The sequence below is a fragment of the Gilliamella sp. Pra-s52 genome (assembly GCF_009795805.1).
In the GTDB taxonomy this organism is placed as follows: domain Bacteria; phylum Pseudomonadota; class Gammaproteobacteria; order Enterobacterales; family Orbaceae; genus Gilliamella.
In genome coordinates, this window is record NZ_WTEY01000001.1 from 34,902 (window position 1) to 53,518 (window position 18,617).

17 protein-coding genes are annotated in these 18,617 nt (G+C 36.6%); 8 read left to right on the plus strand and 9 right to left on the minus strand.

Going from position 1 to position 18,617, the window contains the following annotated elements; translation table 11 throughout:
• The first annotated feature begins 175 nt into the window (after window positions 1–175).
• Complete coding sequence (gene envC / locus GQ594_RS00185) at window positions 176–1,387, plus strand: murein hydrolase activator EnvC (RefSeq protein WP_160412265.1); 1,212 nt, start codon at window positions 176–178, stop codon at window positions 1,385–1,387.
• Window positions 1,387–2,205: a divergent polysaccharide deacetylase family protein gene (locus tag GQ594_RS00190; protein ID WP_160412267.1), complete on the plus strand. Its 819-nt coding sequence runs from the start codon at window positions 1,387–1,389 to the stop codon at window positions 2,203–2,205. The genes envC and GQ594_RS00190 overlap by 1 nt, the downstream gene beginning before the upstream one ends.
• Before the next feature lie 8 nt (window positions 2,206–2,213).
• On the opposite strand, the gene rapZ is transcribed toward GQ594_RS00190, so the two are convergent.
• From rapZ to dsbB, 4 genes are all read right to left on the minus strand, one after another.
• Window positions 2,214–3,062: an RNase adapter RapZ gene (rapZ, locus tag GQ594_RS00195; RefSeq protein ID WP_160401039.1), complete on the minus strand. Its 849-nt coding sequence runs from the start codon at window positions 3,060–3,062 to the stop codon at window positions 2,214–2,216.
• A gap of 90 nt (window positions 3,063–3,152) precedes the next feature.
• Window positions 3,153–3,746, minus strand: a complete 594-nt coding sequence (locus GQ594_RS00200) for an XTP/dITP diphosphatase (protein WP_160412268.1) — start codon at window positions 3,744–3,746, stop codon at window positions 3,153–3,155.
• Between the two features lie 68 nt (window positions 3,747–3,814).
• The gene (gene rluA / locus GQ594_RS00205) at window positions 3,815–4,471 is read right to left on the minus strand and encodes a bifunctional tRNA pseudouridine(32) synthase/23S rRNA pseudouridine(746) synthase RluA (RefSeq protein ID WP_160412270.1); all 657 of its coding nucleotides are present in this window, start codon (window positions 4,469–4,471) and stop codon (window positions 3,815–3,817) included.
• A gap of 77 nt (window positions 4,472–4,548) precedes the next feature.
• Window positions 4,549–5,082: a disulfide bond formation protein DsbB gene (gene dsbB / locus GQ594_RS00210; RefSeq protein WP_160412272.1), complete on the minus strand. Its 534-nt coding sequence runs from the start codon at window positions 5,080–5,082 to the stop codon at window positions 4,549–4,551.
• Window positions 5,083–5,230: 148 nt separating this feature from the next.
• Between dsbB and rluC the strand changes: the two genes are divergently transcribed.
• Window positions 5,231–6,202, plus strand: a complete 972-nt coding sequence (rluC, locus tag GQ594_RS00215) for a 23S rRNA pseudouridine(955/2504/2580) synthase RluC (protein ID WP_160412274.1) — start codon at window positions 5,231–5,233, stop codon at window positions 6,200–6,202.
• A 49-nt stretch (window positions 6,203–6,251) separates the two neighbouring features.
• A complete protein-coding gene (locus GQ594_RS00220; protein WP_160412275.1) occupies window positions 6,252–6,914 on the plus strand; it encodes a histidine phosphatase family protein in 663 nt (220 codons plus the stop codon).
• Between the two features lie 67 nt (window positions 6,915–6,981).
• On the opposite strand, the gene GQ594_RS00225 is transcribed toward GQ594_RS00220, so the two are convergent.
• Together GQ594_RS00225 and proS are read right to left on the minus strand one after the other, a co-directional pair.
• Window positions 6,982–8,433, minus strand: a complete 1,452-nt coding sequence (locus GQ594_RS00225) for a beta-barrel assembly-enhancing protease (RefSeq protein ID WP_160412277.1) — start codon at window positions 8,431–8,433, stop codon at window positions 6,982–6,984.
• A 179-nt stretch (window positions 8,434–8,612) separates the two neighbouring features.
• On the minus strand, window positions 8,613–10,334 hold the full coding sequence (gene proS / locus GQ594_RS00230) for a proline--tRNA ligase (RefSeq protein WP_160401046.1): 1,722 nt from the start codon (window positions 10,332–10,334) through the stop codon (window positions 8,613–8,615).
• Window positions 10,335–10,492: 158 nt separating this feature from the next.
• Here proS and GQ594_RS00235 point away from each other — a divergent pair, with 158 nt between their 5' ends.
• The 4 genes from GQ594_RS00235 to GQ594_RS00250 all read left to right on the plus strand — a co-directional run bounded on the left by GQ594_RS00235 (window position 10,493) and on the right by GQ594_RS00250 (window position 14,812).
• The gene (locus GQ594_RS00235; RefSeq protein ID WP_160412279.1) at window positions 10,493–10,897 is read left to right on the plus strand and encodes a hypothetical protein; all 405 of its coding nucleotides are present in this window, start codon (window positions 10,493–10,495) and stop codon (window positions 10,895–10,897) included.
• A gap of 37 nt (window positions 10,898–10,934) precedes the next feature.
• Window positions 10,935–11,336 (plus strand): hypothetical protein, encoded by a 402-nt coding sequence (locus GQ594_RS00240; protein WP_160412281.1) that lies wholly within the window; start codon window positions 10,935–10,937, stop codon window positions 11,334–11,336.
• A gap of 648 nt (window positions 11,337–11,984) precedes the next feature.
• Window positions 11,985–13,280, plus strand: coding sequence for a serine/threonine transporter (locus tag GQ594_RS00245; RefSeq protein WP_160412283.1), 1,296 nt, complete (start codon window positions 11,985–11,987; stop codon window positions 13,278–13,280).
• 164 nt (window positions 13,281–13,444) lie between these two features.
• A complete protein-coding gene (locus GQ594_RS00250; RefSeq protein WP_160412285.1) occupies window positions 13,445–14,812 on the plus strand; it encodes an L-serine ammonia-lyase in 1,368 nt (455 codons plus the stop codon).
• 304 nt (window positions 14,813–15,116) lie between these two features.
• Here GQ594_RS00250 and GQ594_RS00255 read toward each other — a convergent pair whose 3' ends face one another.
• From GQ594_RS00255 to recJ, 3 genes are all read right to left on the minus strand, one after another.
• A complete protein-coding gene (locus GQ594_RS00255; protein ID WP_160412287.1) occupies window positions 15,117–15,278 on the minus strand; it encodes a helix-turn-helix domain-containing protein in 162 nt (53 codons plus the stop codon).
• A gap of 65 nt (window positions 15,279–15,343) precedes the next feature.
• A complete protein-coding gene (gene mpl / locus GQ594_RS00260) occupies window positions 15,344–16,732 on the minus strand; it encodes a UDP-N-acetylmuramate:L-alanyl-gamma-D-glutamyl-meso-diaminopimelate ligase (protein WP_160412289.1) in 1,389 nt (462 codons plus the stop codon).
• 118 nt (window positions 16,733–16,850) lie between these two features.
• On the minus strand, window positions 16,851–18,587 hold the full coding sequence (recJ, locus tag GQ594_RS00265; RefSeq protein WP_160412290.1) for a single-stranded-DNA-specific exonuclease RecJ: 1,737 nt from the start codon (window positions 18,585–18,587) through the stop codon (window positions 16,851–16,853).
• Between the last annotated feature and the right edge of the window lie 30 nt (window positions 18,588–18,617).

Below are 18,617 nucleotides of genomic sequence, written 5' to 3' on the forward strand. Positions count from 1 at the left end.
CCAAAAACCGCTAAAAAATCATTAATTTTATTGTTATTTTTTTCTGGGGTGCTTTTTCCTAAAAAAACAAATCCCCCCCTCACATCATAGGTGGTTTTCATTTTGCATCTTGGTCTATTTATCGGTATAGTGACAGCATTATTATTGCTTGGTTATAAATTCTAAATATAACACCATGTCTATTTATCGGAAAATTGAGGTTATTGTTCTTATTGGATTGATGAACGTTAGCTTTTTATACGCTGCTGATGACAATCAGTTACTCCAATCCTTACGTCATTCCATTGAGGAACAAGAAAAACGCCTTGTGCAGCAAAAAAAAGAACGCACTGAACTGGTTAATGATCTTAAAGAACAAGAAACTGAAATCGCTAAACTATTAACTTCGATTGAAAAAAATGATTTGTCACTCAAAAAACTTGATCAAGATATCAATAAGTTAGTTAAACAAATTGATTTATTAACCGTCAAACAAAAACAGCAACGAATCGTGCTGGCAAAACAATTAGAAAGCGCATTTAAAATTGGTAATGCAACGGGGTTTGAGCTTGTGTTTTCGGGGGAAAAGAGTGAGCGTAATGAGCGTATTATTGCCTATTTTAGTTATATTAATAACGCACGACAGCAACAGATTGCGGAGCTTGAAGATACGCAAACTCAATTAGCCGATAAAAAACAACAGTTGCAAAAAAAACAAGAAACCCATCAGACTTTGCAAAGTAAGCAAAAAAAACAGCAAGCCAGGCTTGAAAAGAACCGCCAAAATCGAAAAAAGACGATATCTTCGCTTGAATTGTCAATGCAAGCCAATCAGCAAAAATTAGCCGATTTGCGTAATAATGAAGCCAAATTACAAGCCAAAATTGCTCAGGCAGAAAAAGAAAACCGTCGCATAGCCGAAGAAGAAGCAAAACAGGCAAAACACATTGCAGAAAAGCAAAAAAATACAAGTTATACCCTTAACCAAGATGAGCGGGCATTGATGGCTCGGGTGAGTGGTATAGGTAAGCCGCAACATCAGTTTAGTTGGCCTGTTAGCGGTAGTGTTGCTCACCGTTTTGGTGAGTCACTTCAAGGTGAGTTGCATTGGAAAGGAATAGTGATTAATGCGCAAGACGGTGCTCAGGTGCGGGCGGTTGCTGATGGTCGGGTGATATTGGCAAGTTGGTTGCAAGGTTATGGTTTTGTTGTGGCGCTTGAGCATGGCAAGGGGGATATGAGTTTGTATGGCTATAATCAACGTATGTTGGTTGAGGTGGGTGATAAGATTCAGAGCGGACAAGCCATTGCGTTAGTTGGTTCGAGTGGGGGGCAAAATGTGCCCGCTTTGTATTTTGAAATTCGCCGTGATGGTAAGGCTCTGGATCCAAGTGGGTGGTTAAAGTAATGCGTCGTTTTATTGGTTTGTTGTTTTGTTGTTTGCTAGCTGTTACTTCGCCTGTTTTGTGGGCAGGGCAGTTGGTGCTGGTTATTGATGATTTTGGGTATCGCCAACATAATGAGGAGCAGATTATTGGTTTTTCGCCTTATATTACTATTGCCGTGTTGCCTCATTCGCCTAATGCTAAACATATTGCTACGTTGGCTCATGAACATGGTAATGATGTGATTATCCATTTGCCGATGGCACCAATTAATAAACAACCGTTAGAAAAGGATACTTTGTTCCCTTCAATGAGTGAGAGCGAAGTTAAAACCATTGTTGATAATGCCGTTGTTCGGGTTCCTTATGCTGTTGGGGTTAATAACCATATGGGTAGTTTAATGACATCAAATCTAAACGGTATGACAAATGTGATGAAAGCGCTGAGTCATTATTCGATGTTTTTTTTAGATAGTAAGACAATTGGTAAAACGCAAGTTAAGAAAGCGGGTCTGGACTATAATATTCCCGTGTTGACACGTGATGTTTTTTTGGATGATAAGCAAACCGAAAGTGCAATTAGTCAGCAATTTGATTTGGCCGTAAAATTGGCCCGTAAAAATGGTGTGGCAATTGCTATTGGTCATCCACATCCACAGACAGTTAATGTGTTACGAACAAAGCTAGCTAATTTACCTGAGGATATTGAGTTGGTTAAACTTCGTCAGTTAATTGTGTCAGATTCTGTAAGCCATAAACCTAAAATAACGTTGAAGGCGATTATTGAAAAATGCAAGCAACGCTTTGAGAAAATTGTAAACCTTAAGCTAGTTGATGAGTAGCGCTGTTTTTAGCGCTTTTCTAATGTTCGGTGGCGGATTTGTACTTGTTTGTTTTGGGCTTTGAAAAATGCGGCTAATTGTTCAGTAATATACACAGAACGGTGCTGTCCACCAGTGCAACCAATGGCGATGGTTAAGTAACTGCGGTTGTTTTTTTCTAGTAGTGGTAGCCATTGATTAAGGTAATTGGCAGTTTGGTAGATAAAGTAAGATACTTCGTCGTGTTTTTGTAAGTATTCTTTGACTGGCTGGTCAAGCCCTGTTAGTGGGCGCAAACTGGCATCCCAATGCGGGTTAGGTAAAAACCTGACATCAAATACAAAATCAGCATCAACGGGTAATCCATGTTTAAAACCAAATGATTCAAATATAATGGTTAATTCACGCTCTTTTTTGCCTAGAATGCGTGCTCTTAAAATATCGGATAGTTCGTGAACTGAAAGATTGTCGGTGTTGATAACTAAGCTTGCGTGGGATTTTAGTGGTTCTAGATAGGTTTCTTCAAGGTCGATGGCTTCTTCAAGGGCGTATTGTTGGTTAGCTAGTGGGTGTATGCGCCGTGTTTCGCTATAGCGTCGAATTAGTGTGTTGCGGCCGCAATCGAAAAAGATAATTTCTGGTGTTACTGATTGTGGTAAGCGTTGAAAAATGTCGTTATTGACGTCAAAATTTTTAGGTAAGTTTCGGATATCAATGCTAATTGCCACTGGTGTGTTGTTGTCTTTTAATGAGTTGGCTAATTGCGGTAATAGCGCAACGGGTATGTTATCAACACAATAAAACCCCATATCTTCTAACGCTCGTAGAGCTATTGATTTGCCAGAACCTGAGCGACCACTTACTATCATTAGAATCACAATATTAACTCCAATCTCATCAATGCGTTAATTATATACTGTTTGTTTCTTGATATACAATTTTGAATATAAATAATATTTCAATCATTACTATTCTGTTTTTATTTGGGCAATCAGTTGTTTTAGTGCTTGTCCTCGGTGTGATATTTGGCTTTTTTGTTCTTTGGTTAGTTGCGCTGCGGTGCAACCTAATTCAGGAATATAAAAAAGCGGATCGTAGCCAAATCCACCTTCGCCTTGTTGTTCATTTAAGATTATGCCATTCCACTTTCCTAAACAGACGATCGGTGTCGGGTCGGTTTCGTGTCGCATAAAGACTAGTGCGCAATAAAAATAGGCGGTGCGAGCTTCTTTGGGAACATTTTGTAATGCGATAAGGAGTTTTTCGTTGTTGCTTTTGTCGTTACCATGTACTCCTGCATAACGTGCTGAGTATATCCCAGGTTCTCCACCAAGCGCATCGACAGCTAAGCCTGAGTCATCGGCAATGGCGGGTAAGCCGGTTAATTTTGAGGTATGCCTTGCTTTTAAAATGGCATTTTCAATAAACGTTAAGCCTGTTTCGTCAGCGTCGGGAACGTTAAATTGGCTTTGTGCAACAATATCAAAACCTGCATCAGCAAGTAACTTTTGCAATTCATTGGCTTTGCCTTGGTTGTTGGTTGCTAATACAATTTTTTGCATTTTAATTTCCTCTATTTTGATGGGGGGTAGCTTTTGGCATAAGCTGTTTTATTTGTATTATTTTTGTTTTAAAACTCTGGTTCGCAACTAAATGTCATGCTTTCTCCAGTTTTGGGGTGGTTGATTGTTAGTAGTTGGGCATGGAGTAGTAGTCGCTTTGACATGGCAAAGGCTTCTGGGTGTGCATAAAATTTGTCGCCTAAAATGGGATGCCCGATCGCTTGCATGTGAACCCGTAATTGGTGTGATCGCCCTGTAAATGGGAATAATTGTATTCGTGTGGTGTTGTCAGGGTTGCGAGCAATGACTTGGTATTCTGTTAGTGCGTGTTTGCCGTTTTCAATATCGACCATTTGTCTTGGGCGATTGGGCCAGTCACAAATTAGGGGTAATTCAACACGACCTGTGTCATGTTCAAGATGCCCATGAACAACAGCGATATAGTTTTTTTGGGGTATGCGTTCTCTGAACTGTTTTTTTATTTCACGATCGGCAAGTTTTGATAAGGCTGCAACCATAATTCCGCTAGTTGCCATGTCGAGTCGGTGTACAGATTCGACATAGCTATATTTTTGTTGTAAGCGGTGAATAATACTATCAATAAATTGCGGTTTATTTCCTGATACCGATAAGATCCCCGGTTGTTTGTTGACAACAACAATGTGATCGTCTTGATATAAAATAGAAAGCCAAGGTTCGATAGGTGGGTGATATTCCAAAAGCATTTTTGTGTGATTTGTAAAATAAAATTGCCACACATTCTAACAAAATCAACGAAAATCTCCAGTTTTATAAAACAGTGTTATTTGCCCCAAATTGAGACCTTAGGAAGTGAAAAGAGCTGTGATACTAATATGGCTAAACTGACGATAAGATAGCAAGCAAAGATGATAATCATCCACTGTGACATTTCGATAGTTAAAAATGTCCAAATTTTATCGGCGCAAGAACCATAAGCATTAAACAAGCTAGGGAACCATAAGTCTAGCGGTAACCAAGCTGGAAATTGGACGTTAATTGAGCAAGTGTCACTTAAATTTGGTTCAAATTGTAGGTGGGCATGGAATATTGCTAACGAAAATCCTTTATAAGCACTAAAAAGCCAAATTAAAATGCCGATTAATCGAGCAATTATGTTTTTAGGTATAATAAGTCCAACGATGCTAGCTAACATGATGCCAAATATGGCACAACGCTGATAAATACAAAGCGTACAAGGGGCGAGCCCTAAACCATATTGAAAATAAAGTGCGATTATTTCAAAGCTAAGAGTGGAAAAGAACAATAAGAACCAAGCAAATCTGCTTTGTGAGTATTGATTAAGCAGTGATAACATACTATTTTATTCCCCCATATTCCGTTATAATCGTTTAACTTTAATTATATTGAATATCATCTATCGTTATTCCTTAATGCCGATAGTGTAGTTTATTTTTGAATAATGTAAATGACTTTATTTATTGATAGCGGATTAATCATTTCTTATGGACTCAAATGCTCCACAAACAAAATTGCAAGTCTCATTTGTTACCATCTCAGAGGAAAATGTGACACAACGTATTGATAACTTTTTAATCACCTATTTAAAAGGTGTACCAAAAAGTATGATTTATCGTATTTTAAGAAAGGGCGAAGTGCGTGTTAATAAAAAGCGTATTAAGCCTGAGTATAAATTAAATATTGGTGATGAAATTCGTATTCCTCCTATTCGCATCGCTGAAAAAGCCACATCTGAAATTTCAACCAAGCTTAATAAGGTGGCTGATTTAGAAAGGGCTATTATTTATGAAGATGATGTTTTATTAGCGATTAATAAACCATCGGGTATCGCGGTTCATGGGGGGAGTGGTTTGAGCTTTGGGGTGATCGAGGGATTGCGTGCACTAAGACCTGAAGCAAAGTTTTTGGAGTTAGTGCATCGTATTGACCGCGAAACATCGGGCGTGTTGCTGATCGCCAAAAAACGCTCGGCATTAAAAGCGTTACACGAACAGTTACGCCTTAAGCAAATGCAAAAAAATTATTTGGCGCTTGTTAAGGGGAATTGGCCTTCTGAATGTAAGGTGATTCAGGCTCCTTTACTTAAAAATGTGTTGAAAAACGGCGAGCGAGTGGTGAAAGTCGATAAAGAGGGTAAACCGTCAGAAACTCGCTTTAAAGTTGAAGAACGTTTTGATTTTGCTACTTTGATTAAAGCTAGTCCCGTTACTGGGCGTACGCATCAAATTCGCATTCATACTCAATATGCTAATCATCCTATTGCTTTTGATGATCGTTATGGTGATAAGCAATTTGATGCGTTGTTAGCAGGTACTAAGCTTAGTCGGTTATTTTTACATGCCGCAAGTGTTAAATTTATTCATCCTAAAAGCCAACAAGAGATGCAATTAAACGCACCTATGGATGATGCTTTACAGAACTGTTTAACTTATCTTAGAAAAGATAAATATTCTTAGAAAAATAAATATCAGAACACAGAATCTTAAAATAAAAAAAGGTATATGAATGAAAGATTTAAATTTATATTTAATTAGACATGGTCAAACGCAGTGGAATGTTAAAGATCAGATGCAAGGTTCAAAAGATTCTCCTTTAACTGAGCAAGGTGTTTTAGGTGCTAAATTAACTGGGCAATATTTAAAAGATGTTCCTTTTATACAAGCTTATTCAAGCCCACAAAAGCGTGCTATGGATACGCGTAATTATATCGTTAATGAAAATAATATGGCTATTAATACTTTTGAGCTTGCAGATTTGTGTGAAATGGATTTTGGCCTTTGGGAAGGTAAGCATGTGCCTACTTTAAAACAAGATGTGCCCGAATTTAATGTTTATTTAACCGATCCAGCTAATTTTGATGCGTCAGTTAATCAAGGCGAAAATTATCTTGATAGTTTAACGCGTATGAAGCAAGGGTTAAATACCATTGTGCAAAATGCACCACAAGATTCAGGAAATATTTTGGTTGTGTCGCATGGCACGGTATTGCGCATATTGCTTTGTGTTTTAAATGGTGGCGATTGGCGTTTACATCGTGATGAGGCGTATTTTCCTCGGATGTTAAATACTAGCATTAGTGTGGTCAATTATAAGCAGCATGATGATCAAGCTTCAGGCGAATTTACGGTGAAATTCTATAATAATGTGGATCATTTGACCGACAAATAAGAGTTTGGGTTATACCTCGACTCATGCATATTTTAATCATGAGTCGAGGCGTTACAATTTTATTCTGTTATCGTGTATAAGCTGTATAGCGTTTTTGCAGTTGTTGTAATTGTTTGATTCTTGCATCCATTTTCGACATCATCGTTTGATTGCCTTTGGTTTGGTTTTTCGCATTTTGCAAAATGGTGATCGCTTGTTTAAAATTGCCTCTTAATGCGCTGATTTCTGCTTGTGCACTCATTTCTTGCGCTCTTGAACGTATTCCGCCATAAGCTGTAACAAGTAAATCCCAACCATTGATATCGTCATTATGGTCAAAAGTATAACGGTGTAATAAACTTATCGCTTGTTGGTAGTTTTTGCTTTTTATATATGCATTTGCTAGATTCAATTGTAATGCTGAGCTATCAGGTGCTTTTTTTAATGCCGCTTGCAAGCGTGTAATGGCTGCACTGCTGTTGTTGAGCGCTAAATCAATATCAGTCATTAAATCAATATACCATATGTTATTCGGGTCATTGTCTAGCAATGGTTGCAACTGTTGTTTGGCTTTTTGGTTGTTACCGTTTAGGTTGTCAGCTAAAGCACTACCATAAATAGCGGCAATATTGCTTTGTTCATTATTTAGCTTTTTATAAGATTGTATTAATAGTTGGCCTGCATTTTTTTTGTTATTAATTAAAATTGCTAAACGTGCTTTAGCTAAATAATAGTTTAGTGAAGGTGTTATGTTCTTTTTACTGTATTGCAAGGAACGATTGCGAATATCTGTTATTCGGCTATTAGGCAATGGGTGAGTAAGTAATATTTCTGGTGGTTTGCTACTAAAACGACTTTGGTCGGCTAGTTTTTGTAAAAATTCAGATGAGGCATACGGATCAAATCCTGCTTTTGATAGCGTTCTAAGACCAACACGATCAGCTTCTTGTTCGTTACTTTGTGTAAAGCTGATCATGTTTTGTGCTGAACCCGCCATAGTGCTCGTCATTGCTGCCATGCCCGCTTCGGGGTTGGCTAGAGTTAGTAAAATGGAGCCTAATGTTGCTCCCCAAACATAAGGGCTTGTGCGGCTTTGGTTTTCCATTGCTCGCGCTAAATGGCGTTGGGTAACATGACCAATTTCGTGGGCCATAACCGAGGCTAATTGGCTTTCATTATCGGTATCTAATATTAGTTTAGAGTGAATGATGACATTTCCACCAAAAAAGGCAAAGGCATTAAGTACATCACTTTTCATAATATAAAAATGGAAAGGCGTTTTTACCGATTCTGATTTAGCGACTAATTTTTTTCCCAGATCATTAATATATTGGTTTAGAACGGGATCATTGATTATTGGGGCGCTGTTTCGTAACATGCGTATATAATAGTCACCCATTTCCATTTCTTGACCAATGCTAAGGGTTGTAGACGCTGCGGTTCCTATATCGGGTAGGTTGATATTATCAGCATAAACAATAGGAGTGCTTTGTAGTAGTAACGAGGTAGATAGTGTAAATGCGATGACTTTTTTTAACATTATTTCAACCAATTAAGATAAGATTATTTTGATTTATTTTAGCTGAAAAAAAACACAATATCACTTTGAATTTTTAAAGCGAGTTTAATCTTTAGGCGATAGTTGTTTTGGATAACTAATATAAAAACACAACAGCAATTGGTTTATTACTGTTGTGTTTTGAAGGTTAATTTCAGAAGTTAAGCTAATTGACGGCGATGTTTGATAAAGTCGATAATATTGTCCACTTTTATCATTTCTTTATCACCACCAGCTCGATGTTTGTATTCTACTTCACCGTTTTCAAGGTTACGTTCGCCAATCACAATTGTGTGTGGAATACCAATCAATTCCGCATCAGCAAACATTACTCCAGGGCGTTCTTTGCGGTCATCAAATAAGACTTCAATGCCAGCAGCTTGTAGATCTGCGTAAAGTTTTTCTGCGGTAGCTTGAACTTTTTCAGATTTATGCATGTTCATTGGAATAATGACAACACTGAATGGGGCGATTGCTTCTGGCCAAATAATACCACGATCGTCATGGCATTGTTCAATAGCTGCTGCCACAATTCGACTAACGCCAATGCCGTAACAACCCATGATCATAACGTGGTTTTGTCCATCTTCACCTTGGACGGTGGCTTTCATTGCTTGCGAGTATTTAGTGCCAAGTTGGAAGATATGCCCAACTTCTATACCGCGTTTAATTTGTAATGTGCCTTTGCCATCTGGGCTGATGTCACCTTCAACAACGTTGCGAATGTCTTCAATACGCGGCAGGGTAACGTCGCGCTGCCAGTTAATATTAAAGTAATGCTTATGATCGATATTCGCACCGGCACTAAAGTCACTCATAACCGCGACATCGCGGTCGATAATAATTGGCATATTGAGGTTAATTGGCCCTAATGATCCCGGACCTGCGTTGACAATGGCGCGGATTTCTTCTTCGGTTGCAAATTCTAATGGCGAGGCAACAATATCGATTTTTTCGGCTTTGATTTCGTTTAAGGTGTGGTCGCCTCGAACTAGTAGTGCAACAAGTTGGTGTCCGCTTTCTTTTGTGGCTTTAACCATTAAGGTTTTAACCGTTTTTTCAATCGGCACATTGAACTGTTCAACTAATTCGTCAATGGTTTTGGCATTAGGTGTATCGATCAGCTCCATGGTTTTAGTCGGTTCTGCTCGTTTTTGTGTTGGTGCTTGTGCTTGCGCCATTTCGATATTAGCGGCATAGTCTGATTCAGTTGAGAATACAATATCGTCTTCACCACTGTCGGCTAATACTTGGAATTCGTGTGACCAGTTACCGCCAATTGATCCCGTGTCAGCTCTAACCGCTCTAAAATTTAAGCCTGCACGAGTAAATACGGCACTATAGGCTTTGTACATGTCATCGTACGTTTCTTGTAGCGATTCTTGTGTTGTATGAAATGAGTAGGCATCTTTCATGATAAATTCTCGTGAGCGCATAACGCCAAAACGTGGGCGAACTTCATCACGGAATTTTGTTTGAATTTGATATACATTAAGCGGTAGTTGTTTATATGAGCTAACTTCGTTACGTAGTAAGTCTGTAATGACTTCTTCATGGGTTGGCCCTAACACAAAATCACGTTCGCCTCGATCTTTAATGCGTAATAGTTCTGGGCCATACTGTTCCCAACGCCCACTTTCTTGCCAAATATCTGCTGGTTGTACAACGGGCATGAGCACTTCAATTGCCCCTGCTTTGTTCATTTCTTCACGGACAATATTTTCAACTTTTTTAAGAACTCGGTAACCAGTGGGAAGCCAAGTATATAAACCTGCCGCAACTTTTCGGATCATACCGGCGCGTAGCATTAATTGATGACTAATGACTTCTGCATCAGCAGGGGTTTCTTTTAACGTAGAAAGAAGATATTTACTGGTTCGCATAAATTTATCCCGAAAAAATAATTTAGTTATAAATATAATAAAAATGTGAGTTAGTTTAACAGTACCAAGCGCAACACTAAAGCAATTTTATTGGTAATTATTGTGAATAATAAAGATTAATTGTAAATTATTAGCATGAGTAATTAAACGAAATTGATATGGAGAAATTAAATTTATCACGCTTAGTGACTACCTTATTTGTGGTTTTGGTATTATACCAACCAGCTAAATTTATTAGCTATTATTTAACTGATTTTAGTTATGAAGAAATGATGGATTTTATGTGGGTGGATGATCGTACATGTTATTACCCTAGTGAGTTGGGCAACGGCAAATATAATTATGGTAAAGATTGTTCTATTTGTGAACAAATGAATCCGTATAAAAGTGACGGTATTTATATCAAAGAGGGGAATGGCTATATTATTGGTAATGATCTGATGAAAAAAGTTTATTTGAAAAGAAAACCTGATTACATTTCTTTAGAGCGATTTACTGGTGGGGAACTGTACGTTAAGGATTTTGAATCAGGCATTACCTGTAGCTTTTATTCATATGAGTAATTTAGTAATAAATAATAAAAAATAATTGCTTATGAAAATGATGAGAATCAAACAATTAAAAATATCGCATATTATTTATGTGCTATTAGTCTTTGCTATACTTTATTATCCTGTGAAAATAACCAAATATTATTTAATGGATTTAAGTTATGATGAAATTTTGGATTTTAACTGGAGAGGGTATGGGTGTGAAACTAAAGATGGTCATAGGGTAGATGGTAGAGATTGCCCCTGTGGTGGAGGAATGATGGGACCAGGTGATCCTTATAAAATTAGTAATGAAGGGGATTTTTATTACAATGATAAGCTTTTGGGAAAAGTTATCCTAAAAACAAAGCCAAGTTATTTTTCTGGTGGTGAAATTCTAACAGGCGGCGAATTAGAAATTGAGCATTTAGAAACAGGAATAATTTGTTATTATGATTCAGTTCTTGATTGAAATACAATCTTTAATATGTAGGAAAACACCCCGTTGTTTACACTTCATGGTTAAAATAATCTTCTAAAAACATTTAAGACATTTTTCAGAAAATCCTTTTATGCGATTTTTACGGTAATTTAATTGTTAATAAATTGTTCTTAAGCTTTTGTTTTCTATCTTTTAAATCCTGACCTATTTGCTGATTATGCTGTAAATTATCATAAATGCCTATGCATATTGCCTTTGGTGCTTGTGAGAAAATTTTGTTTAAATATATCTGCTGTTGTCTTTTTAGCAAAAATAAGTGTTTGAGGCTATAGTTGATGTTTTTATTATGGTTGCACATTATTACTTAATGTAGAGATTAATTACTAATATCAAATACTAATCGTCTGGTTATATAACCCCCCATTGACTTGTTTATTAAATTTAGCAGCTTTCATTTAAGCTTAGTTAAATTTGTGTTATAGCAAGTATCTTGCTCTGTTTTTTTTGGAATCAAAATTGATTCTTTAATTTTTTTTAAGTTATTAAGTATCAATTTGGATATTAATTATAACGTTGATTATATTTAATTTTTTGTTTTTATGTGATGCTGATCACTTTGTTAAAAATATTAAATTGATATCATATGCGGCAAATTTTAGATTAAGGAGTAGTAAAAAAATGAGTAAGCTAAGGGATAATCAAATAAATGCCAATAATGATTCAGCATTATCTAAATGGCGAAAAAGCGATTCATTATGGATGTTAAGCCTTTATGGTACTGCCATTGGCGCAGGTGTGCTTTTTTTGCCCATTAACGCTGGTGTGGGAGGGTTAATTCCACTGTTAGTGATGTTGATTCTTGCCTTTCCTATGACTTTCTTTGCACATCAAGCGTTATGTCGATTTGTTTTATCAGGTAAAAGTCGCGAAGGCGATATTACTGTTGTGGTCGAAGAGGCTTTTGGACGCACAGCAGGGAACTGGATAACAGTTCTTTATTTTTTTGCCATTTATCCAATATTATTGGTATATAGTGTTGGTATTACTAACACTGTTGATAGTTTTATGGTTAATCAACTTGGCATGTCATCGCTTCCAAGGGGATTGCTTTCATTTGTTTTAGTCGCATTTTTAATGTTGATTGTTCAATTTGGTGAAGATCTTATCGTTAAAGTTATGTCGATATTAGTTTTTCCATTTATTGCTGTTTTAATGATTTTAGCGTTGTTTTTAATTCCTGAGTGGAATGGTGAGCTTTTTGCTAATTGGTCGTTTAGTAGTGGTAGTGATGGTGGACAAAGTATTTTAATGACACTTTGGCTAGTTATTCCTGTTATGGTTTTTGCGTTTAATCATTCACCGATTATTTCATCTTTAGCGGTCGCGAAACGTAAAGAATATGGTGATGTTTATGCTGAACCTAAATGTACTAGAATTATTGCAGCAAGTAATATTATGATGGTTGTAACGGTGATGTTTTTTGTTTTTAGTTGTGCGCTTTGCTTGTCACCCGCTGAACTTTTAGATGCAAAAGCTCAAAATATTTCAACGTTATCGTATTTGGCTAATCGATTTAATTCACCTGTTATTGAGTATATTGGCCCTCCAATTGCATTTATTGCAATGGCTAAATCATTTTTAGGTCACTACCTTGGTGGTAAAGAAGGGTTTAATGGTGTTGTTAATAAATTCTTGCGTAGTCGTAATAAAACAATTTCAGAAAAGAAGCTTGATAAATTAGCTATTGCCTTTATGTTTTTAACAGCATGGGGCGTTGCAACATTAAATCCAAGTATTTTAGGCCTGATTGAGTCACTTGGTGGTCCAATTTTAGCGATCTTATTATTTTTGATGCCAATGTATGCCATTCATAAATTACCCGTATTGGCAAAATATCGTGGCAAACTAAGTAATATTTTTATTGTTGTGATGGGAATTGTTGCGATTTCAGCAGCTATTTATAATTTGCTATAAAATTTGTTTAATTGACTATAGATCATCTATTCGTTTTTTATTGGTAAAATTCGTTAGTATGCGTCGATGAATGGTGTTTTATTTATAAAAAAGCTTATAAGTAAATTTACAAAGGTATAACTAGGCTAGTACGATTAATTTGTGCTGCCTTAAAAAGGAAAAATATGAGTTCGGTATTTGAAATATTTAAAATTGGTATTGGGCCTTCAAGTTCACATACAGTAGGACCAATGAGGGCAGGGAAGGCGTTTATAGATCAACTTATTAGTAACGAAATGATGCCATCAGTAACAAAAATTGTGGCGGATGTTTATGGTTCTTTGTCGTTAACAGGAAAAGGGCATCAAACCGATATTGCTATCATTATGGGGTTAGCTGGTGAAATGCCTGATACTGTTAATATTGATGCTATTCCAGTTTTTATCGAAACGCTGAGCCAAACTGGCCGTTTACCTATTTATAATAATCGTTACCAAATCGACTTCCCTTTGGACAGTTGTATGGTGTTTCATTCTAAATTTTTACCATTACATGAAAATGGTATGACGCTAAGTGCCTATAATGGAAATACATTATTATTTCAAAAGACGTATTACTCTGTTGGAGGAGGGAAGATTGTTGAAGAAGAAAAATTTGGTCAACAAGAGCAAGATTCTGTAAAACTTCCTTATCCATTTGCTTCAGCTGAGCAATTATTAAAACATTGTGAAGATAACTCATTATCAATTTCTAGTATTATGATGAAAAATGAGCTGCAATTGCACTCTTATGAAGAAATTGAAACGTACTTTTCTCGTGTTGGGCAGACTATTTTGGAGTGTATTAAGCGTGGAATGAATACTGAAGGGTTATTACCGGGGCCAATTAAAGTTCCTCGTCGTGCGTTTTCATTATATCGGCAATTGTCTACCACCAAAGATAAGATTATTAGTGATCCAATGGTTATTATTGATTGGGTAAATATGTTTGCACTTGCCGTAAGTGAAGAAAATGCCGCGGGTGGACGAGTGGTGACAGCGCCAACAAATGGAGCGTGCGGTATTATTCCTGCAGTACTTGCTTATTATGATAAATTTATCAACGAAGTAACACCTGATATTTACATTCGATTCTTTTTGACATGTGGTGCAATTGGGCAACTTTACCAAATTAATGCATCTATTTCTGGTGCAGAAGTTGGTTGTCAAGGCGAAGTCGGGGTTGCTTGTTCTATGGCAGCTGCTGGACTTGCTGAACTTTTAGGTGGAAATCCTGAGCAAGTTTGTATGGCAGCTGAAATTGCGATGGAGCATAACTTAGGATTGACTTGTGATCCTGTAGCTGGTCAAGTGCAGGTACCTTGTATTGAGCGTAATGCGATTGCTGCAGTAAAATCAATCAATGCAACAAGAATGGCTTTAAGGCGAATTACGGCAGCCAAAGTATCATTAGATAAAGTGATTAAAACGATGTACGAAACGGGTAAAGATATGAATGCAAAATATCGAGAAACATCTCGTGGAGGCCTTGCGATTACTGTTCATTGTAATTAGCTTACTTTATTAGCTGTATTGTATTGACCGATTGTAAAATCGGCCAATACTTAAATAGTGTAGTTTGTGGTCGTCAATTAATTGTACTTGATTTAATCTAATTTAATTTAATGTTTCCAACACATAGTGTTGACTTTAGAACGCAAGAAATCATTCTGTGTTAGCACGTTTACTTTTTCTGTTTTTATTGTTTTTTGTTTTCTTTTTCGTTTTGGTTGTTCTATTGAGCTGTTGTGAATAACTTCGTTATAAGCTAGTAAATTGTTAAGCTGGTCAAGCTCATCTAATCCACGAAGAACAGAAATTACGTTTGCAACGTAATCGATTTGCCGTGTTCAATCCGTTTTATTATTGCAATACCAATTTCAGATTTTTTGGCAAGTTCTTGCTGAGATAAGTTTTTTACGATTCTTGCCATTTTTATTCTGCGACATAACGTAGCAATTATGTCGATATTTTCATTCATGAAATATCCTTTGTAGGATATGCCATGTGATAGGCATATCTTCTATCGCTATTAATATATTGTTATTAAATTAACGGCTGATCTTCTTTATCTTTGACTATTTTTTCTAGGCTTTCTAAAAGCTTTTTATGAATGTTATTAAATCCGCCATTGCTCATAATTAAGATTGCATCTGTTGGTCGGGCTGATTTTGTGATCATTTCAACCAGTAAATCAATGTCACCAGTCCAGTAAGCTGGTTGAATACAAGCATCAACGATATCGGCAACTAACCAAGGTAATTGTTCTGGTTGAAAGATGAATATTTCGTCAGCACGTCCAAGCGATGGAGCAAGCTCTTCTTTGGAAACACCCAGTTTCATTGTGTTTGAGCGAGGCTCAAGTACAGCTAAGATTCGTCGATTTGCCCCAATTTTGCTACGCAAGGCTTCCAGTGTTGCTAAAATTGCCGTTGGGTGATGAGCAAAATCGTCATAAATTTCGATGTTATTAACTTCACCGTAGAGTTCCAAACGTCTTTTTGCATTTATAAATGTACCTAATGCTAAACATGCGTCCGCAGGCTCAATTCCTATATTATGTGCCGCTGCGATTGCCATCAATGCGTTGTGCATATTATGCTCACCTACTAATGAATATTTTACTTCACCTACTTTTTGATTTTTATAGTAAACAGCAAACTGACTTGCATCATTATTGATACGTTGCGCTAACCAGCCAGTTTTTGATTCTGTAAATACTTGTTCGCTCCAGCACCCCTTTGCTAATACTTGTTTTAAATTTACATCTTCTTGTGGTGATATGATTAGCCCTTTACTTGGTACTAAACGTACTAAATGGTGGAATTGTTTTTGAATTGAGCTAAGGTCGTCAAAAATATCTGCATGATCAAATTCTAAATTGTTCATGATTAGTGTCTTTGGGTAGTAGTGCATAAATTTTGAACGCTTGTCGAAGAATGAACAGTCATATTCATCCGCTTCAATAACAAAAAAGTTACCTTCCCCTAATCTTGCTGAGACTTCAAAATTACCGGGGACTCCTCCAATCACAAAGCCTTGTTTATAACCTTGTTTTTCTAAAATCCAATTGACCATGCCTGCAGTTGTGGTTTTGCCATGCGTTCCTGCAACAGCAATGACCCAACGGTCACGAAGTACATTGTCATGTAGCCATTGGGGGGCTGAAATATAAGGAATGTTATTGTTTAAAATGTATTCAACACAAGGGTTCCCTCTTGATAGGGCATTGCCGATAATGACTAAATCAGGTATCGATGTTAGTTGTGATGGATCATATCCTTCAATAATATCAATGCGCTCTTTTTGTAAAAGCGTACTCATTGGTGGGTAAACATTTTTATCTGAACCTGTTACTCGATGACCTAAAGAACGGGCTATTAGTGCAATCCCTGCCATAAATGTGCCACAAATTCCAAGAATATGAATATGCATTTTGTATCCTTAACGTTGTATTAATTCTATATCAGTGATGTTGGGTAACCATTGTTAACTTGGCCTCAATCTGGTGTAAATCCAGCACAACTTTACAATTATAATCGATCCGACTTGCTTATGCGATAGGGCATAGGTGTTTTATGATTAAATTTGGTGATTGGTTACCTCGAAATTCATTGACATCTAAATGATAAACTATCTTTACATTTTTTATTGACTGATCAGGCCATTGCTGTCTATTTACATTAAAAAATATTCCTTCAATAAGTGGGCCACCATTTTTAGGCTCTAATACTAATTTAAGGTGTTTTTCTGCAAGTAATTGTTGTCGGTGAATAATAAATTCGCCATCAAAAATTGGGGTACTAAATCCTTCTCCCCATGGGCCTGATTCTTTTACTTGTTTAGCTATTGCGTAAGTAAAGTCTTGGCTATCTATTTCACCATCGGTTTCAATGATTTGTTCTAGTAAATTAGGAGGTAATTGTTTGTCTGAAAGAGCTTCAATACTACTTTTAAAACGTTCTAAATCTTCTTCACAAATGGTTAATCCAACAGCCATTGCGTGTCCTCCAAAACTAACGATTAAATCTGGATGTTGCTGATTTAATTTATCAATAAAATCCCTTAAATGTAATCCTTTAATTGAGCGTCCTGAACCTTTTAAAAAACCATCTTGGGTTGAGGCAAAAGAGATCACTGGGCGGTAATATTTGTCTTTCAAGCGAGCCGATAATATGCCAATAATACCTTGATGCCACTGGGGATGATAAAAGACGAGGAAGTTAGGAATAGCTGTGCTTTGTTTTTCAATTTCTTCAATAAACGATAAAGCTTCTTTATGCATCGTTTGTTCAATCAATTTTCGATCGCTATTGAGGTTATCAAGATCTGTCGCCTTGCTGATAGCTAAATCATAATTATCACAAAGTAATAATTCAACACCTAATGTCATATTATCCATTCTACCAGCAGCATTTAATCGAGGCGCAATATAAAAAGCTAAATCTGTTGAAGTAATAGATGTAGGATCTTTTTTGGCTATCTGTAATAGAGCTTTGATTCCTTCGCTACAATAACCGGCCCTGATTCTGTTCACACCTTGGTAAACTAGAATACGATTATTGTGATCTAGCCGAACTACGTCAGCAATAGTACCTAGTGCCACTAAGTCGAGCAAATTTGTTATATTATATTCAGTCAAATTATTGTCAGTGAACCAGTTTTCTTTGCGCAATTTTGCACGTAAGGCTGACATAAAGTAAAAAGCTACTCCCACACCCGCTAAGTGCTTAGATGGAAAATCGCAATTAGGTAAATTAGGATTGATTATGGCATCAGCATTAGGCAGTTGCTCAGGACATAAATGGTGATCAGTAATAATGACTGATAAATTTGCTTGTTTGGCAAAATCGACTGCTTCAATAGCAGAAATTCCGTTATCAACAGTAATAATAAGTTGTGCTTTTTTTAAAATGGCTTTTTTAACCACCGATACACTCAATCCATATCCATCATTGAAGCGATCTGGAATGATGTAATCAACAAATTGACAGCCCATATTTTTAAGAGCTTTGATTGTTAAAGCGGTGCTTGTAGCTCCATCTGTATCAAAGTCACCAACAATCATAATTTGTTGATTATTCTTCATTGCTAAATAAAGAATTTCGACGGCTTTTTCAATGCCATTTAGTTTGTCGTAATTACATAAATTGCGAGTGGTGTAGTCAAGCTCTTGTGCATGAGTAATACCACGAGATGCATAAATTCGTTGCAATAATAACGGAATATCATTAGGAAATTCTGGATATACCTCAATTAATTTGCGATGTATTAATTTATTTCTTTTCATATTTTATATGCTAGCGTATTGGCGCTAGCA

Bases quoted from the DNA above. Each gene is read 5' to 3' on its own strand.
- envC (WP_160412265.1), top strand. From the start codon at position 176: ATGTCTATTTATCGGAAAATTGAGGTTATTGTTCTTATTGGATTGATG.
- GQ594_RS00190 (WP_160412267.1), top strand. From the start codon at position 1,387: ATGCGTCGTTTTATTGGTTTGTTGTTTTGTTGTTTGCTAGCTGTTACT.
- GQ594_RS00200 (WP_160412268.1), bottom strand. From the start codon at position 3,746: ATGCAAAAAATTGTATTAGCAACCAACAACCAAGGCAAAGCCAATGAA.
- rluA (WP_160412270.1), bottom strand. From the start codon at position 4,471: ATGCTTTTGGAATATCACCCACCTATCGAACCTTGGCTTTCTATTTTA.
- dsbB (WP_160412272.1), bottom strand. From the start codon at position 5,082: ATGTTATCACTGCTTAATCAATACTCACAAAGCAGATTTGCTTGGTTC.
- rluC (WP_160412274.1), top strand. From the start codon at position 5,231: ATGGACTCAAATGCTCCACAAACAAAATTGCAAGTCTCATTTGTTACC.
- GQ594_RS00220 (WP_160412275.1), top strand. From the start codon at position 6,252: ATGAAAGATTTAAATTTATATTTAATTAGACATGGTCAAACGCAGTGG.
- GQ594_RS00225 (WP_160412277.1), bottom strand. From the start codon at position 8,433: ATGTTAAAAAAAGTCATCGCATTTACACTATCTACCTCGTTACTACTA.
- proS (WP_160401046.1), bottom strand. From the start codon at position 10,334: ATGCGAACCAGTAAATATCTTCTTTCTACGTTAAAAGAAACCCCTGCT.
- GQ594_RS00235 (WP_160412279.1), top strand. From the start codon at position 10,493: ATGGAGAAATTAAATTTATCACGCTTAGTGACTACCTTATTTGTGGTT.
- GQ594_RS00240 (WP_160412281.1), top strand. From the start codon at position 10,935: ATGATGAGAATCAAACAATTAAAAATATCGCATATTATTTATGTGCTA.
- GQ594_RS00245 (WP_160412283.1), top strand. From the start codon at position 11,985: ATGAGTAAGCTAAGGGATAATCAAATAAATGCCAATAATGATTCAGCA.
- GQ594_RS00250 (WP_160412285.1), top strand. From the start codon at position 13,445: ATGAGTTCGGTATTTGAAATATTTAAAATTGGTATTGGGCCTTCAAGT.
- GQ594_RS00255 (WP_160412287.1), bottom strand. From the start codon at position 15,278: ATGAATGAAAATATCGACATAATTGCTACGTTATGTCGCAGAATAAAA.
- mpl (WP_160412289.1), bottom strand. From the start codon at position 16,732: ATGCATATTCATATTCTTGGAATTTGTGGCACATTTATGGCAGGGATT.
- recJ (WP_160412290.1), bottom strand. From the start codon at position 18,587: ATGAAAAGAAATAAATTAATACATCGCAAATTAATTGAGGTATATCCA.